The organism is Phenylobacterium sp. (assembly GCF_035539035.1).
GTDB lineage: Bacteria > Pseudomonadota > Alphaproteobacteria > Caulobacterales > Caulobacteraceae > Phenylobacterium.
Genome location: NZ_DATLJI010000014.1, coordinates 66,132 through 81,051, shown reverse-complemented (window position 1 = coordinate 81,051; position 14,920 = coordinate 66,132). Strand labels below are relative to the sequence as shown.

The 14,920-nt window shown below is 72.1% G+C and carries 19 protein-coding genes; 12 read left to right on the top strand and 7 right to left on the bottom strand.

The annotated features are described in order from the left end of the window. The first annotated feature begins 53 nt into the window (after positions 1–53). Positions 54–638, top strand: coding sequence for a hypothetical protein (locus tag VM685_RS09975; RefSeq protein ID WP_325460000.1), 585 nt, complete (start codon positions 54–56; stop codon positions 636–638). Here the strand turns inward: VM685_RS09975 and VM685_RS09970 are convergent. The 5 genes from VM685_RS09970 to VM685_RS09950 all read right to left on the bottom strand — a co-directional run bounded on the left by VM685_RS09970 (position 583) and on the right by VM685_RS09950 (position 4,176). Further along, positions 583–2,505 (bottom strand): S9 family peptidase, encoded by a 1,923-nt coding sequence (locus VM685_RS09970; protein ID WP_325459999.1) that lies wholly within the window; start codon positions 2,503–2,505, stop codon positions 583–585. The genes VM685_RS09975 and VM685_RS09970 overlap by 56 nt on opposite strands. 68 nt (positions 2,506–2,573) lie before the next feature. After that, the gene (locus tag VM685_RS09965) at positions 2,574–3,017 is read right to left on the bottom strand and encodes a DUF1801 domain-containing protein (RefSeq protein WP_325459998.1); all 444 of its coding nucleotides are present in this window, start codon (positions 3,015–3,017) and stop codon (positions 2,574–2,576) included. Positions 3,018–3,035: 18 nt separating this feature from the next. After that, positions 3,036–3,446 (bottom strand): SRPBCC domain-containing protein, encoded by a 411-nt coding sequence (locus VM685_RS09960; protein WP_325459997.1) that lies wholly within the window; start codon positions 3,444–3,446, stop codon positions 3,036–3,038. Continuing rightward, positions 3,443–3,838 (bottom strand): DUF1801 domain-containing protein, encoded by a 396-nt coding sequence (locus tag VM685_RS09955; protein WP_325459996.1) that lies wholly within the window; start codon positions 3,836–3,838, stop codon positions 3,443–3,445. The genes VM685_RS09960 and VM685_RS09955 overlap by 4 nt, the downstream gene beginning before the upstream one ends. Next, complete coding sequence (locus tag VM685_RS09950; protein ID WP_325459995.1) at positions 3,835–4,176, bottom strand: metalloregulator ArsR/SmtB family transcription factor; 342 nt, start codon at positions 4,174–4,176, stop codon at positions 3,835–3,837. Before VM685_RS09950 ends, VM685_RS09955 begins: the two co-directional genes overlap by 4 nt. 128 nt (positions 4,177–4,304) lie before the next feature. Here VM685_RS09950 and VM685_RS09945 point away from each other — a divergent pair, with 128 nt between their 5' ends. Then, positions 4,305–4,877 carry a helix-turn-helix domain-containing protein gene (locus VM685_RS09945; RefSeq protein WP_325459994.1) on the top strand — a complete coding sequence of 191 codons (573 nt, stop codon included), beginning with the start codon at positions 4,305–4,307 and terminating at the stop codon, positions 4,875–4,877. 27 nt (positions 4,878–4,904) lie between these two features. After that, a complete protein-coding gene (locus VM685_RS09940; protein WP_325459993.1) occupies positions 4,905–5,309 on the top strand; it encodes a VOC family protein in 405 nt (134 codons plus the stop codon). A 199-nt stretch (positions 5,310–5,508) separates the two neighbouring features. Here the strand turns inward: VM685_RS09940 and VM685_RS09935 are convergent, their stop codons facing one another. Next, entirely contained in the window at positions 5,509–5,928 is a 420-nt protein-coding gene (locus tag VM685_RS09935; RefSeq protein ID WP_325459992.1) for a DUF3597 domain-containing protein, read from the bottom strand. A gap of 105 nt (positions 5,929–6,033) precedes the next feature. Here VM685_RS09935 and VM685_RS09930 point away from each other — a divergent pair, with 105 nt between their 5' ends. From VM685_RS09930 to VM685_RS09910, 5 genes are all read left to right on the top strand, one after another. Beyond that, complete coding sequence (locus tag VM685_RS09930; RefSeq protein ID WP_325459991.1) at positions 6,034–6,321, top strand: DUF1330 domain-containing protein; 288 nt, start codon at positions 6,034–6,036, stop codon at positions 6,319–6,321. A gap of 32 nt (positions 6,322–6,353) precedes the next feature. Continuing rightward, complete coding sequence (locus VM685_RS09925; protein ID WP_325459990.1) at positions 6,354–7,196, top strand: DUF6544 family protein; 843 nt, start codon at positions 6,354–6,356, stop codon at positions 7,194–7,196. Between the two features lie 80 nt (positions 7,197–7,276). Next, positions 7,277–9,097, top strand: a complete 1,821-nt coding sequence (locus VM685_RS09920; RefSeq protein ID WP_325459989.1) for a DUF885 domain-containing protein — start codon at positions 7,277–7,279, stop codon at positions 9,095–9,097. Between the two features lie 315 nt (positions 9,098–9,412). Beyond that, positions 9,413–9,763 carry an MmcQ/YjbR family DNA-binding protein gene (locus tag VM685_RS09915; RefSeq protein WP_325459988.1) on the top strand — a complete coding sequence of 117 codons (351 nt, stop codon included), beginning with the start codon at positions 9,413–9,415 and terminating at the stop codon, positions 9,761–9,763. Further along, a complete protein-coding gene (locus VM685_RS09910; protein WP_325459987.1) occupies positions 9,763–10,512 on the top strand; it encodes a VOC family protein in 750 nt (249 codons plus the stop codon). The genes VM685_RS09915 and VM685_RS09910 overlap by 1 nt, the downstream gene beginning before the upstream one ends. Here VM685_RS09910 and VM685_RS09905 read toward each other — a convergent pair. Further along, entirely contained in the window at positions 10,509–10,733 is a 225-nt protein-coding gene (locus VM685_RS09905) for a hypothetical protein (RefSeq protein WP_325459986.1), read from the bottom strand. The genes VM685_RS09910 and VM685_RS09905 overlap by 4 nt on opposite strands. 46 nt (positions 10,734–10,779) lie before the next feature. On the opposite strand from VM685_RS09905, the gene VM685_RS09900 reads away from it, so the two are divergent. Genes VM685_RS09900 through VM685_RS09885 form a run of 4 tightly spaced genes read left to right on the top strand, consistent with a single transcriptional unit; the run spans position 10,780 to position 14,920 of the window. Then, positions 10,780–12,306 carry a UbiD family decarboxylase gene (locus VM685_RS09900; protein ID WP_325459985.1) on the top strand — a complete coding sequence of 509 codons (1,527 nt, stop codon included), beginning with the start codon at positions 10,780–10,782 and terminating at the stop codon, positions 12,304–12,306. A 55-nt stretch (positions 12,307–12,361) separates the two neighbouring features. Then, complete coding sequence (locus VM685_RS09895; protein ID WP_325459984.1) at positions 12,362–12,763, top strand: MAPEG family protein; 402 nt, start codon at positions 12,362–12,364, stop codon at positions 12,761–12,763. A gap of 37 nt (positions 12,764–12,800) precedes the next feature. Beyond that, positions 12,801–14,132, top strand: coding sequence for a TldD/PmbA family protein (locus VM685_RS09890; RefSeq protein ID WP_325459983.1), 1,332 nt, complete (start codon positions 12,801–12,803; stop codon positions 14,130–14,132). Then, positions 14,129–14,920 carry a 3'(2'),5'-bisphosphate nucleotidase CysQ gene (locus VM685_RS09885; protein WP_325459982.1) on the top strand — a complete coding sequence of 264 codons (792 nt, stop codon included), beginning with the start codon at positions 14,129–14,131 and terminating at the stop codon, positions 14,918–14,920. The genes VM685_RS09890 and VM685_RS09885 overlap by 4 nt, the downstream gene beginning before the upstream one ends.

Below are 14,920 nucleotides of genomic sequence, written 5' to 3'. Positions count from 1 at the left end.
GGCAGGGGGGACGAGGTGCGGCCAGCAAGATCTACGCCCGCGAGCCCGCGCGCATGAGCCTGTCGCCGGAGACTGCGACCCAGCTCAGCACCTACAGCCAGGTGGCCGTCGGCTTCGCGGGCTTCGCCGGCGTGATCGGCGCCTTCAGCCGCTTCCGCATGCACGCGCAGGCCACCGCCTTCCGGGTCAGGGCCATGGTGGCCGTGGCCCTGCTGGAGGTGATCTTCTCGCTCCTGCCGCCGCTCGTCTCGGGGTTCGGCGTAAGCGAGGCGCTGACCTGGCGGGTGTGCGCCGGCCTGCTGGCGGTGGTCACCACCGGCCTGCTGGCCGTCATGGTCCGGCAGGCGAGCATCCTCTATCGGGTCGGCCGGCTGATGCGGAACGCCGCCTACCTGCTCTCGGCCGTGGGCGTCGTGGTCATCGTCCCGCTCTACGCCACCGCCGCGGGCCTCACCGGGACGCACGCCCCGGCCACCTATTTCGCCATGCTGTTCTTCGGCATGGCGCTCTGCTCGTACCACTTCATCCTGCTGATGGTGGCCGTGCAGCTCGACGAGAGCGAGGAGGTCGCCGCCGCCGCCCCTAGCGGCCCCGCAGGTGACGATCCAGGAACTTCACATACGCCTCCGACGCCGTGACCCGGTTCTCGCGGCGCTGGAAGCCGTGGCCCTCGTCGGGGAAGACGATGTACTCCACGGGCACGCCGTTGGCCTTCACCGCCGCCACCAGCTCGTCGCTCTCCACCTGCAGCACGCGCGGGTCGTTCTTGCCCTGCACGACCAGCAGCGGCTTCCGGATGTTCTTGGCGTGGAAGAGCGGCGAGATCCGGCGCAGGCGCTCGGCGTCGGTCTTCGGGTCGCCCAGCTCGTCGTAGAGGCTGTCGCGCGCCTCGCCCCACCACGGCGGGATCGACTCCAGGGTGCGCACCCAGTTGGTCACCCCGAAGATGTTGATGCCGACGTCGAAGGCGTCGGGCTCGAAGGCCAGCGTCGCGGCGGTCATGTAGCCGCCGTAGGAGCCGCCCACCACCGCCACCTTGTCGTCGGCCACCCAGTCCAGCGACTTCAGCCAGCGGCCGGCGGCGGTGACGTCCTTCAGGTCCACGTCGCCGTGCTTCTTGTCGTCCAGGTGGTAGAAGGTCTTGCCGTAGCCGGACGAGCCGCGATTGTTGATCGCGTAGACCGCGTATCCCTTGTTCGCCAGGTTCTGCAGGTCGGCCGAATAGCCGCGCCGGCTCTGCCCGCCCGGCCCGCCGTGCACCCACACGATGGCGTGCGCCGGCTTAGCGGCGCTCGCCCCCTTCGGCCGATAGAGGATGCCCGGGATCTCCAGCCCGTCGTAGCTCTTGAACCGCGCGACCGAGGCTTCCACCAGGTCGCTCTCGGTGATCTGCGGGTTCAGCGCCTTGGTCAGCCGCCGGGCCTTCCCCGTCGCCACGTCGGCCACGAAGATGTCGGCCGGCGAGGTGTCCGAGGCCACCGTGAAGGCCAACTTCGTCTCGTCCCGGCTGAAGCGGGCGGAGTTGAGGTCGCCAGCCGGCACGCCGGTCAGCTTCAGCCGCCGGTTCGCCGACAGGTCGTGCAGGTTCAGCACCGTCGAGGCGTCGGCGTTGATGTAGTCGGCGCGGTAGCGGCCGCTCGGCGAGAACTTCAGGTTCGCCACGTCCCATTTCTCGGCCACCAGCGGCGTCTTGGCCCCGGTCGCCAGGTCGTGGCGCCAGGCCTGGGCGAACTCGCCCGGCTCGTCGGTGGAATAGACCAGGGCCTTGCCGTCCGGCGTGAACTCGAACACCCCGAACGCCACCGCGCCCTCGTGCGGCGTGATCAGCTTCGGCTCGGGCGTCGCCTGCGTCAGGTCGGCCAGGAAGATGTCGCTGTTGGCGCTCGTCCGCTCCTTGACCAGCGCCAGCCAGCGGCCGTCGTCCGACAGGTCGGCGATGGAGAGCCCGGAATTCTTGAACACCATCCGCCGCTCGTAGGTCGCGGAGTCAAAGGCGTAGAGGTCGAAGGTCTGCGGGTCGCGCTCGTTGGTGGCCACGTAGAAGGCCTTGCCGTCCTTCCGCCAGCCGGCGAACTGGGCCTTCAGCTTCTCGCCCGGCGTCAGGTCGCGCACCTGGCCGTCCAGGCCGCGGACATAGATGTGGTTCAGCTCGTTGCCGCCCTGGTCGGCGCTGAACAGGATCCGGTCATCACCCGGGAACCAGGAGATGGCGAAGGTCGCGTCCTTGGCGGACGTCGTCAGCGCCTGCGGCGTACCGCCGGCTGCCGGCAGGACATAGGCGTTGAACACCCCCGTCGCGTCGCTGGAGATCAGCAGCCGCTTCCCGTCGGCCGAGAAGGCATGGCCGTCCTGCGGCGGCAGCTGGTAGCGGGTGGTCTCGAAGAAGGCCCGGGTCGGATAGACCTTCGCCGCCTGAGCCTTGGCCGGCGCGCTCTGCGCCACCGCCGCCGGCGCGCCCGCGCCCAGCGCCAGAACCACCGCCGCCGCGATCCCCAGTTGCCGCATCCCGATCACTCCCCGAAAGCCCAGGGATCGACCTTACGCGGACCGACCGGGGTGACAAGCCGGCGGCGCTACAGCCGCTCGCCGGGCCGCGCGCTCGCCTGCTTCAGCCAGTCGGCGAGCTGCGCCTCGTCGATCGCCTCGCCCTCGTGGATATCGAGGTAGCGGACGTCCGGATGCTTGGAGGTCCCCGGCGGCAGCGGCGTGAGCTTCGCCCCGTTCAGGAAGGTCACCTTCACGTAGCGGGTGAAGCAGTGGAAGCTCAGGAACCAGCCCGCGTCCCCCGGCGCGCCGTAGAACGGCGAGTTCCACTTCACCGCCTTGCGCACGCCGGGCACGGCGGTCTCCACGAGGGCGTCGAGCCTGCGCCCCACGTCCGACTTCCAGCCGGGCATGGCCGCGATATAGGCCTGCACCGGCGCGTCGCCGTCACCCTTGGGGATCTGCGGATTGCCGCCGGAGAGCAGGACCGGCCCGTCGGCCGGCGGCGCCTTGGTCGTCGGGGTCTTGGCCATGGGGTCACCCCCTCCGCGTCAGTCCAGGCCCGCCAGCACCCGCTCCAGCCCCTCCAGGAACCTGGGCCAGCCGGCCGTGGCCCCACGATAGGCCAGCTGCTGGTCCGGCCGGAAGCCCGTCTGCTCCATGCGCAGCCGGGTCCCCGCGCCCGAGGGCGTCAGCGTCCAGGTGACGACGCTCTCCAGCCCCTTTCCCGCCCAGGTGTAGGCCAGCGTCCGGTTGGGCTCGATCTCCAGCACCTCGCCGTCCACCCCGCCCCATTCGGCGTCCATGTGGAAGGCCGCGCCCACCTCGGGCCGGAAGTCGGACTTCATCAGCCAGGCCTCGATCAGGTGGGGCTGGGTCAGCGCCCGCCAGACCTTCTCAGGAGGATGGGCGAGCTCGCGCTCGACCACCACGGACAGGGTCTCGGCTTGCGTCACGCTCATCGCTTCGCTCCCTTGGCGGTGTTCAGCGCCACGGCGGCGCGCACGAGCGCCTTCAGCGCCGCCGCGTCGATGGCCTCGCCCTCGCGGATGTCGATGGCCCGGCGGGTGTTTCCGTCCAGGCTCGAGTTGAACAGGCCCGCCGGGTCCGGCAGCGACGCCCCCTTGGCGAAGGTCATCTTGACCACCGCCTTGTAGGTCTCGCCCGTGCAGAGGATGCCGGCGTGCGACCAGACCGGCACGCCGCGCCACTTCCATTCCTCCACCACCTCCGGGTCGGCCTCGTGGATCAGGGCCCGGAGCCTGGCGAGCGTCTCGCCCCGCCAGTCGCCCAGCTCGGCGATCCGCGCGTCGATCAGCCGGGACGGCGCCTCGGCCGTGTCGGTTGCGCTCATTGGTCCATCCTCCTCAGAAGGTCCTCGAGGTCGTCGAGGCGCGCCTCCCAGAACTGGGTCATCTCGCTCGTCCAGTCGGCCAGCGGGGCCAACGAGCGGGGCCGGGCGCTGTAGTGGGTCTGCCGCCCCGCCTGGCGGTCGGCCACCAGGCCGGCCTGCTTCAGAACGCCGAGGTGCTTGGAGACCGCCGGCTGCGACACGCCGGCCTGCGCCGTCAGCGCTCCCACCGTCTGCTCGCCCTCCCGGCACAGCCGCTCGAACAGCGCCCGCCGCGTGGGGTCGGCGAGGGTTCGGAACAGGAGGTCCCGGGGATCGGAGGCGGCTTCGGCTTGGGACAAAACACATAACCCTCTGGCTATGAATTGACGTATAACCCTCTGGCTATGGATCGTCCAGGCCCAATTCACCTGCTTGACACTGACCGTCGGTCAGTAGCTAATGACTTCCGGTCATTAGGAGGCGTCCGATGCCGAAGCCGCTGCGCCGCCGCCTTGCTCCCGAGGCCCGCAGACGCGAGATCGTGGAGGCCGCCGAGCGCCTGCTGCAGGCCCACGGCTCCCGCGTCCGGGTGGAGGACGTGGTCCGCGAGGCCGGCGTCGCCAAGGGCACCTTCTTCCTCTACTTCCCGAGCTGGGACGACCTCCTGGAGACGCTCCGCGACCGGCTGGTGGCCGAGTTCGACACCCTCTATCCCCTGCCCACCGAGGTGGATGGCCCGGTGGACTGGCCGGCCGTCATCGACGCCCAGGCCGCCGCCTTCATCGACTTCGCCAGCGCCCGCGCCGGCATCGGCCAGGCCCTCTTCCACTCCGACTTCGCCGAGCGCCGGCCGCTCGCCGACCACGCCATCGTCCGCCTCGCCGCCATCGTGCGCGCGGGCCAGGAGGCGCAGGCGTTCGGCCCGGTCGACCCCGGCCCCACGGCGCGCCTGCTCTACGCCGCCATCGACGAGGCCGCCCACGCCGTCGCCGCCGGCGCCGACCGCGCCGCCATGGTCGCCGCCCTGCAGACCCTGCTCCGCCGCACCCTCGCGCCCTGACCGGCGCTCACCCGGGAGGATCCCGACATGACCGACGCCCCCAAGACGGACCCGATCGTCAACGTCCGCTACATGGTCGCCGACGTGCAGGCCTGCGTGGACTGGTACGTGGCCCACCTGGGCTTCGCCGTGCAGCTCAACGCCGCCCCGGCCTTCGCCTCCGTGGAGCGCGGGCCGCTTCGCCTGCTGCTTAGCGGCCGCGCCAGCTCCGCCGGCCGCCCGATGCCGGACGGCGCCCTGCCCGAGCCCGGCGGCTGGAACCGCTTCCAGCTCATCGTGGACGACATCGCCGCCGAGGCGGAGCGCCTGCGCGCCGCCGGCGTGGCCTTCCGCAACGACATCGTCGTCGGCCCCGGCGGCTCCCAGGTCCTCGTCCAGGACCCCTCCGGCAACCTCGTCGAACTCTTCCAGCCCGCCGCCCGGGCGTCGTAGGCGCTCATAGCCCTCCTCCTCGATGGAGGAGGGTTGGGTGGTGGTGTGGCCTCGGAGATGACGAAGGCGGCGCGAGTGGGCGCCGACGCCCACGAGCTCTCATCCCCGCGTCGCACTGCCCCCACCACCATCCCTGCCCTTCCTCCATCGAGGAGGAAGGGGCGCGAACTCGCTGAGCGGGAAGCTGAACCGCCCGCCCCTAGTCCCTCAGCGACGCCGGCACCTGGCCGCCGTTCTCGGCGAGCTTGCGCCACACCGCCTTCTGCAGGGCCATGTTCTGCTCGGCGCTGCCGTGCTCGCCGGCATGGACGCCCAGCTCCTCGGCCAGCTCCTTGCGGGCCGAGAGGCTGGAATCCAGGTCCAGCATCTTCAGCAGGTCGACGATCGAGGTGCGCCAGTTGCCGCCGCCGCCCTTCTCCGCCGCCAGCTCGGTCAGCACCGCCTCCACGTCCACCGGCTGGGCGGGCCTGGCCGGGGCGGGCGCGGCCTGGGCCGGCGCGGCGGGTTTCGGGGCCGCCGCCGGGGCCGCGGCCGGGGCCTGAGGCGCCGCCTGCGCCTGCGGCTTGGCCGCCGGCTTGCGGTTGAAGATCTTCGACATGATCGAACCGAACAGGCTCATGGCGTCCTCCGGGGATTGCGCAGGCCCCGCTAACGAACGCCCGCGGGCTCGGTTGCCCGGACGACGCGGCGGAAGGAGTATCAGCTCGACCCGGAGCCCGCCGCCATGACCGCCTACCTCGTCCTCGACTTCAGCGTGCGCGATCTCGAGGGCTTCCGGCCCTATGTGGCGGCGATCCCGGCGTTCATCGAGAAGCACGGCGGCCGCTACATCGTGCGGGGCGCGCAGCCGATGGTGATGGAGGGGGACTGGAGCCCCGAGCGCCTGGTGGTGCTGGAGTTCCCCGACCGCGCATCGGCCGAGGCCTTCCTCGCTGATCCGGACTGCCAGGACCTGTTCCGCATCCGGCACGCGACCACGACCAGCAAACTCATCCTGGTCGACGGGTGTTGACGGGGGCGATGCAAGCGAGCGGCGGGACGCGGATGGCGATGTGGCTGGGCCGGGTGGCGCTCGGTGTGCTGGTGCTCGTCCTGCTCGGGCTTCAGGCGTTGCGACTGGCCGACGGCCGCGCGGATCGCGGGAGCGCCGCCGCCCTGCGCCGGACGCCCGCGTCGCCGCCGGCTTTCGACCCGCAGCAGGTCGCCGATCTCCCCGACCCCGCCCGCCGCTACTTCCTCTATGCCATCCGCCCCGGCGCGCCGCTCCGGCAGGTGGCGGAGCTGGAGATGGAGGGCGAGCTCAGCCTGGGGAGCAAGGCCAGGCCGGACTACCTGCCGATGCGCGGCCGCCAGGTGCTGCGCCTGGACGGCTTCGTCTGGCGGGTGAGGGCCGGCACGCCGGCCATGTGGTTCTCCGGCTCGGACGGCTATGTGAACCGGCAGGGCTGGACGCGGTTCTGGCTATACGGCCTGCTCCCGATCGTCCGGGCCGGCGGCGGGGAGGACTTCGCCCGCTCCGCGGCGGGGCGGGCAGTCGCCGAGTCGGCGTTCTGGGCGCCCGCCGCCCTGCTGCCCTCGCCGCGGGTCCGCTGGGAGCCGGTGGACGCCGACACCGCCCGCGCCGTCGTCACCCTGCACGGCCACGAGCACCGGGTGGAGCTCACCGTCGGGCCGGACGGCCGCCCCGCCTCCGTGATGGTCATGCGCTGGAGCCGCGAGAACCCCGAACGGACCTGGCGGCTGCAGCCGTTCGGCGGGACGATCGGGGCCGTTCGCGAGGTCGACGGCTATCGCGTGGCGGCGGAGGTCGAGGGCGGCAACGGCTTCGGCACGCCCGACTACTTCCCCTTCTATCGGGCCCGCGTGGTGAGCATCCGCCTTCACTAGGCCCGGCGCCGCCCTTCCCACCTCCCGCCCGACCCGCTACGCCTCCGGAAACACCCAAGGCTTCCGGAGACACCATCCCCATGCGCCTTTCACGACGCGAGTTCGGCCTGGCGCTCGCGGGCGCAGCGGCCCTGCCGGCGCGGGCCCTGGCCCAGCCCGCCTCCGCCCTCGACCGCCAGCTCACGACCTACCTCGACGCCGAGTTCGAGAAGGAGCTGCAGATGGACCCGGAGTGGCTGACCAGCCTCGGGCGCAAGGAGCAGTACGGCAAGCTCACCGACCGCAGCGAGGCCGCCCAGGACGCCCGGCTGGCCTGGCGCCGCAAGAGCGTCGCCGACATGAAGGCCCGCTTCGATCCGGCGAAGCTCGGCGAGGACGCCCGCACCTCCTTCGAGATGTGGGCGCTCGAGCTCGACCGCGCCGAGGACGAGGCCCGCTGGCGCCGCCACGGCTACATCTTCGACCGCAGCGGCGCGCACACCCGCCTGCCCAACTTCCTGATCAACTCCCACCAGGTGGACACCCCGGCCGACATGGAGGCCTACGTCGCCCGCGTGGCGGCCATCGGCCCGACGCTCGACCAGCTGATGGTCCGCGCCCGCGCCGCCTCGGCCATGGGCGTGCGCATGCCGCGCTTCGCCCACGACCAGGCGCTGCAGGACATCGCCCGCGTCACCAAGGGCGCCCCGTTCACGGCCGACGGCGGCGACTCGCCGCTGTTCGCCGACGCCCGCGCCAAGGTCACGGCGCTGCGCGAGGGCGGGAAGCTCGATCAGGCCGCGGGCGACCGCCTGCTGGCCCGCACGGCGCAGGCCATGACCGGGACCATGCAGCCGGCCTATGCGCGGCTCGCCGCCTGGATCACGGCGGAGCGGGAGAAGACGCCGGCCGAGCCCACGGGCGCCGGCGCCCTGCCCGACGGCCGGGCCTACTACGACGCCATGCTGCGCCTGCAGACCACCACCGACATGACCGCCGACCAGATCCACGAGCTGGGCCTGTCCGAGGTGAAGCGCATCCGCGGCGAGATGGAGACGCTGAAGGCCAAGATCGGCTTCAAGGGCTCGCTGGAGGAGTTCTTCGCCCACCTGCGCACCGACGACCGCTTCTACGTCGCCAACACCGACGCCGGCCGCGCCGAATACCTCCGGGCCGCCGAGGGCTTCCTCGCCCGGATGAAGGCCCGCCTGCCCGAGGAGTTCGGCCGCCTCCCCAAGTCCGACCTGGTGGTCAAGCGCGTGGAGAGCTTCCGCGAGGAGCCGGGCGGCGCGGCCCACTACAACTCAGGCGCCCCCGACGGCTCGCGGCCGGGGACCTACTACGTCCACCTGGCCGACACCCGCGCCACGCCGATCTACGAGATCGAGGGCACCAGCTACCACGAGGGTTGGCCCGGGCATCACATGCAGATCTCGATCGCCCAGGAGCTCACCGGCATCCCGGTCTTCCGCACCCAGTACGGCTACGGCGCCTACATCGAGGGCTGGGGCCTCTATGTGGAGAAGCTGGCCAAGGAGATGGGCTTCTATCAGGACCCCTACAGCGACTTCGGCCGCCTGGGCCGCGAGATCTGGCGGGCCATCCGGCTGGTCCTCGACACCGGCCTGCACGCCAAGGGCTGGAGCGAGGCCAGGGCGCTGGAGTTCTACGCCGCCAACTCCCCGCAGCCCGAGGCCAAGATGCGCTCCGAGGTCCGCCGCTACCTGGTGAACCCCGGCCAGGCGACCTCCTACAAGGTCGGCATGGTCCGCATCCTGGGCTTGCGCGACAAGGCCCGCCGGGCGCTCGGCCCCCGCTACGACCAACGCGCCTTCCACGACATGGTGCTGAGCGCCGGCGCCCTGCCCCTCGGCGTCCTCGACACCCGCGTCGACCGCTGGATCGCCGCGCGGAAGGGGTAGCCCCACGGCGCCGGCTTCGCCCCCGCCCTCCTCCTCGATGGAGGAGGGTTGGGTGGTGGTGCGGGTGCTGAGGCGAGGCAGCTGGCCCGAGCGGGCGCCGACGCCCAACAGCGCCAACCGCCCGTCGCCCTGCGACCACCACCATCCCTCCCCTTCCTCCATCGAGGAGGAAGGGGCGCCCCTCTCTTCGCGACCGAGCGCGACGCTGCCCCCTCCCCTCGCCCCCACACCTCCGTGACCTGCCCCGGCGTCCGCATTGACGCCCCCGCGCCGGGGCGCAGAATTGCCCCACAAGGCACAGAAAGGCCCCGCCCGATGACACATGAGGAGATGGAGGCCATCGTCCTGGCCTTCCCCGGCGCGGAGAAGGGCGTGAGCTACGGCGCGCCGGCCTACAAGGTGGCGGGCAAGTTCTTCACCCGCCTGCGTCGCGACGACGCCAGCCTGGTCCTGATGGACGTCTCCTTCGACGAGCGCGAGATGCTGATGGAGGCCGAACCCGCCACCTTCCATCTGACGCCGCACTACAAGGACTACCCCTGCGTGCTCGCCCGCATGGAGAGCCTGCACCCGGGCTCCTTCCGCAACTTCCTGGAGCGCCGCTGGCTGAAGATCGCGCCCCGCAAGCTGGTGAAGGACCGCCAGAAGGCGGAGGTCGCGTCGTGATGCGCCTTCGCCAGATCGCCCTCGTCGCCCGCGACCTCGACCGCGCCTGCGCCCAGATCCGCGAGGTGCTGGGCCTCGACTACGCCTACGACGACCCCGGCGTCGGCAAGTTCGGCCTGAGGAACGCGGTCTTCCCGGTGGGCGACACCTTCCTGGAGGTGGTCTCGCCGAAGGAGGAGGGGACCACCGCCGGCCGGCTGCTGACAAAACGGGGGGGTGACGGGGGGTATATGGTGATCCTGCACGTGGACGACGGCCTGGCCGCCCGCGAGCAGGTCGGCCGGGCCGGGGCGCGGGTCATCGAGCAGGCCGACGTCGACGGCGTGGTCATGACCCACATCCATCCCAAGGACATCGGCGGCGCCATCCTGTCGGTGGACTCCATGCCGACCCGCGAGGACTGGAAGTGGGGCGGCCCGGTCTGGCGCGAGCACATGAAGACTGACGTTTGCGCGCGCATCGTCGGCGCCGAGCTGCAGGGCGAAAACCCCGAGCGGATGGCCGGGCGCTGGGGCGAGGTGCTGGCCCGCGAGCACGAGCGCTCCGGGCAGGGCTGGCGCATTCCCCTCGACGAGGGCGAGCTGCGCTTCGTGCCGATCCGCGACAGCCGCGGCGAGGGCCTGACGGTGTTCGACGTGGCGGTGCGCGATCCGGAGGCCGTGCGCGCTTCGGCGGCGGCCCGCGGCCTCCTCGACGGGGCCGGCCAGGTCGTCCTGTGCGGGACCCGCGTGCGCCTGGTGGCGGCCTAGAACTCCTCCTCGATCGCCGCGCGGAACTGCTCGAACACCTCCTGGGCGTGCTCTTCGGGCGAGGCCGGCGGGTCGGGCGCCTCGGCCCGTTGAGGTCCGCCCGCGGTCAGGCGGCCGACCACCACCCCGCCCTGCACCAGGACGATCTCCTCGCCCGCTTCGGCGCCCGTGAGCAGGGCCGCCACCTTCGGCGGCAGGTCGTCGAGGTCGATGCGTGTCATGGCGCCCAGTCTAGACCTGACCGACCCCGACCCGTAAACCGCCGCCATGGCGTACCGGTCCCTGCGGGAATTCATCGGCAAGTTGGAGGCGGCGGGCGAGCTGGTCCGCGTCTCCGAGCCCGTCTCCTCGGTCCTCGAGATGACCGAGATCCAGCGCCGGCTGCTCGCCACCGGCGGGCCGGCGGTGCTGTTCGAGAACGTCATCCGGGCCGACGGCGAGCGCTCGGCCATGCCGTGCCTGGTCAACCTGTTCGGCACGGTGAGGCGCGTGGCCATGGGCGTCACGCTCGAGGGCCGCGAACGCGCGACGGCGGCCGACCTGCGCGAGGTGGGCGAGCTCCTGGCCTTCCTCCGCTCCCCCGAGCCGCCGCGCGGCCTGAAGGACGCCTTCGACATGCTGCCGCTGGCGAAGACCGTCATGTCGATGCGGCCGAACGTCGTGAAGAAGGCCCCCGTCCAGGAGGTGGTCCTGAAGGGCGACGACGTCGACCTCTCCCGGCTGCCGATCCAGACCTGCTGGCCGGGCGAGCCCGCGCCGCTGATCACCTGGCCGCTGGTGGTCACCAAGGGACCGTCCGACGCCCGCGAGGACGACTACAACCTCGGCATCTACCGCATGCAGGTGCTGGGGAAGAACCGCACCGTCATGCGCTGGCTCGCCCACCGCGGCGGCGCCCAGCACCACCGCCGCTGGAAGGCGGCCGGCAAGCCCGACGCCCTGCCCGCCTGCGCGGTCATCGGCGCCGATCCCGGCACGATCCTGGCCGCCGTCACGCCGGTCCCGGACACCCTGTCGGAATACCAGTTCGCCGGCCTCATGCGCGGCGCCAAGCTCGATCTCGTGCCGGCCAAGACGGTCCCGCTGATGGTCCCCGCCCAGGCCGAGATCGTCCTGGAGGGCCACGTCCACCTGGACGAGTACGCCGACGAAGGTCCCTACGGCGACCACACCGGCTACTACAACAGCGTCGAGAAGTTCCCGGTCTTCGAGATCAGCGCCATCACCATGCGGCGCGACCCGATCTACCTGACCACCTTCACCGGCCGTCCGCCGGACGAGCCCAGCGTGCTCGGCGAGGCCCTGAACGAGGTCTTCATCCCGCTGATCCGCCAGCAGTTCCCGGAGATCACCGACTTCTGGCTGCCGCCGGAGGGCTGCAGCTACCGCATCGCCGTGGTCTCCATGAAGAAGGCCTACCCCGGCCACGCCAAGCGCGTGATGATGGGCGTCTGGAGCTACCTTCGGCAGTTCATGTACACCAAGTGGGTGATCGTCGTGGACGACGACATCGACGCCCGCGACTGGAAGGACGTCATGTGGGCGATCTCCACCCGCATGGACCCGGCCCGCGACATCACCGTCGTGGAGAACACCCCGATCGACTACCTGGACTTCGCCTCGCCCGAGAGCGGCCTGGGCTCCAAGATCGGCCTCGACGCCACCAACAAATGGCCCCCCGAGACGAAGCGCGAGTGGGGCGAGAAGCTCGGCATGGACCGCGCGGTGATCGACGCCGTCACCGAGAAGTGGTCCCGGCTCGGCCTGCCCGGCGACGGCCGGCCGGTGGACTGAGCTTGCGCGGGGGCTCGAAGCGCGCGCAACTGCCGCTCCTTTGGGGAGGATCGGCATGGACGTGATGGCGTCGGCGCAGGCCGCTGCGCTCTGGGTCGGGCTGCACCTCATCCTGCTGCTCGTTCTGTCGGTGCTGGTGGTGCGCCAGCGCAGGCTGCACGGCGTGGTGTTCGGCGACGGCGACGCGCCCTCGCTCATCCAGGCGATCCGCGCCTTCGGCAACGCCACCGAATACGTTCCCGCCGGCCTGATCGGGCTTGCGGTGCTGGCCGTGGCGGGCGCGCCGCCGATGGTGGTGCACATCGTGGGCGTGACCCTGTTCCTGGGCCGCGTGGCCCACGCCGTGGGCCTCTCCCGCAGCGGCGAGGCGTCCATGCCGCGCAGCGTCGGCGTCACCCTGACCTGGATCGCCTACCTGAGTGCGGCCGTGGCGCTCGTCTTCTACGCCATCCCCTAGCCTTGCCGGGGCCGGCGCGGTCCGCCATATGGCCGGCATGGACGAAAACCTGTTGCGAGATGTGGTCGACGCCGCGCTGAAGGCCGGCGCCGATGCGGCCGAGGCCGTCGGCGCCGAACGGCGCGCCCTGTCGATCTCCGTGCGCCTCGGCGACCTGGAGGAGGTGGAGCGCGAGGAATCCCGCGACCTGGGCCTGCGGGTGTTCGTCGGCCGCCGCCAGGCCACCGTCTCCGGCTCCGACGTCAGCCCCGAGGCCCGGGCCAAGCTCGTGGAGCGCGCCGTCGCCATGGCCCGCCTGGCGCCCGAGGACCCCTACGCCGGCCTCGCCGACCCCGACCGCCTGGCCCGCGGCGAGCTGCCCGACCTCGACATCTACGACCCCGCCGAGCCCTCGCCCGAGACGCTGGAGGAACGCGCCCGCATCGCCGAGGCCGCCGCCCGCGCGACGCCCAGGGTGACCAATTCCGACGGCGCCTCGGCCTCCTGGTCGAGTTCGCAGTGGCGCATGGTGACCTCCGGCGGCTTCACCGGCCTGCACCGGGCCTCCGGCTTCTCCCTCGGCGCCAGCGCCATCGCCGCCGACGAGGCCGGCATGGAGAACGGCTACGAGGGCCGCTCCGTCCGCTGGCAGTCGGACCTGCCCGCGCCCGAGGCGATCGGCGCGGAAGCCGGCCGCCGGGCCGCGGCCCGGCTCGGCGCGCGCAAGATCGATTCCACCACCGCCCCGGTGATCTTCGAGAACCGGCTCGCCGCCTCCCTGCTCGGCCCGCTGATCGGCGCCATCTCCGGCCCGTCCATCGCCCGCGGCACCTCCTTCCTGAAGGACCGGCTCGGCCAGCCGGTGTTCGCCAAGGGCGTCTCGGTCGTGGACGACCCGCACCGGCCCCGCGGCCTGGGCTCGGCGCCCTTCGACGACGAGGGCGTGGCCAACCAGCGCCGGGCGATCATCGACGACGGCGTGCTGACCACCTGGCTGCTGAACTCCGCCTCGGCCCGCCAGCTCGGCCTTGCGACCACCGGCCACGCCTCGCGCGGGCTGGCCGGCCCGCCGGGCGTGGCCCCCGCCAACCTCACCCTCACCCCCGGCGACCGGGACCAGGCGGGCCTGATGCGGGATGCGGGACGCGGCCTGATCGTCACCTCCATGTTCGGCCCGTCGCTCAACGGCAACACCGGCGACTGGTCGGTCGGCTGCTCGGGCTTCTGGTTCGAGGGCGGCGAGCTCGCCTATCCGGTCACCGAGATCACCGTCGCCGGCAACCTGATCGACATCTACGGCCGCCTCGTGCCGGGCTCCGACCTGGAGATCCGCGGCGCCACCAACGCCCCCTCGCTGCTCATCGACGGGCTCGCCATCGCCGGCCGATGACGGCGGCCCTGGACCTCGCCCTGATCCTGGAGGCGGCCCGCGAGGCCGGCGAGCTGGCCCACGACCTGCGGGCCCGCGGGCTGGAGGTGACGTACAAGGCCGGCAATTCGCCGGTCACCAACGCCGACCTCGCCGCCGACGCCCTGCTGCGCGAGCGCCTGGGCGCCGCCCGTCCCGGCTACGGCTGGCTCTCCGAGGAGACGGCGGACGATCCCGCGAGGCTCGCCTGCCGCCGGCTGTTCGTGGTCGACCCCATCGACGGCACGCGGGCCTTCCTCAACGACCGGCCGTGGTGGGCGGTGTCCATCGCCGTCGTGGAGGACGAGCGGCCGATCGCCGGCGTCGTCTTCGCGCCGGAGGTGGGCGAGACCTACGCCGCCGAGGCCGGCCAGGGCGCGACCCTCAACGGCCGGCCGATCTCCACCAGCGCCACGTCGGCCCTCGAGGACTGCGCCATGGCCGGCGACCCGCGCCTGTTCCCCCACCCGAGCTGGCCGATCCCCTGGCCGCAGATGCGGGTGGAGCAGCGCAACTCCACGGCCTACCGCATGTGCCTGGTGGCCTCCGGCGCCTTCGACGCGGCCGTGGCGCCGGTGCCCAAGCACGACTGGGACGTGGCCGCCGCCGACCTGATCGCCAGCGAGGCGGGGTGTTTCGTGGGCGACCACACCGGCCGCGGCTTCCGCTACAACGCGCCCGCGCCCGTGCAGCCCAGCCTCATCTGCGCCACCCCGGGGCTCGCCCCATTGATCCTGGAGCGCGTCCGGCATATCGCGACGGCAAGCTGA